The organism is Actinomadura rugatobispora (genome assembly GCF_042656285.1).
In the GTDB taxonomy this organism is placed as follows: Bacteria; Actinomycetota; Actinomycetes; order Streptosporangiales; family Streptosporangiaceae; genus Spirillospora; species Spirillospora rugatobispora.
In genome coordinates this window covers 1-779 of sequence record NZ_JBHSON010000266.1, presented here as the reverse complement: position 1 = coordinate 779, position 779 = coordinate 1, and the positions used below count along the sequence as shown (strand labels likewise).

1 protein-coding gene is annotated in these 779 nt (G+C 43.1%); it reads right to left on the bottom strand.

Annotated elements, in window-relative coordinates; translation table 11 throughout:
* Positions 1-299 precede the first annotated feature (299 nt).
* The coding region (locus ACFPZN_RS56255) for a GNAT family N-acetyltransferase (RefSeq protein WP_378293665.1) at positions 300-779 on the bottom strand (480 nt) is incomplete at its 5' end.

Here is a 779-nt window from a genome sequence, read left to right as displayed (position 1 = left end):
AGCGAGGCAACATGGAACTAGTGAGCTTACTTCAAATGTAAGTAAGGCTGCGGAAGCGTTCTTTCTACGGCACGGCTTTCATGTAGTGGAGAGAGGTTTTCCTATTTGCCGTGGAATTACATTAGAAAATGCACTGATGAGAAAACATTTGGCTAAATAATAAATAACCTGCAGCAGGCAGCATTGTTTGCCTGGTTGAGCCCAACAAACCAGTACAATGGATGTCCGCTCCTTACACACAGGGGATTTATATGGCACAGCCAAAACTTACATACTCTGATAAGTACTTGAAACGTAACTTAACTCGTTGATTTAAATTCTTTTTTTAATAATGCGTAAACAACTGTATTCTCATATCTTTCCTCGCCTTCATCAGTAATAAATGAAACAAACTCTTTAAAGCAACCCTCCTGTCGCATACCAAGGCGGGAGCACAATCTTTGAGAGGACAGGTTGTAGTCTTCAACGTACGCATAGAGACGCCTTGCCTGTTTCACGTTAAACAAATATTTAAACAGGGCCCCAACTGATTCTGTTGCATACCCGTACCCTTCATAGCGCTGATTGAAGTGCCAACCTACGGACCACGTATTAGCATCTGGCTCGCCACTATTTTCTGCAAACAGATGGCCAATAAGGAGGTCGGTGTCTTTGAGGCAAACAGCAAATTGGCTTGGATCTTTTGCCCTTCTGCATACTTCATCTACGGCATCCTCAACTGAGTTGAGCGTTTCATCCTGAAAACAGGGAGTACGTGGCGAAGATAGATAATCCAGAAG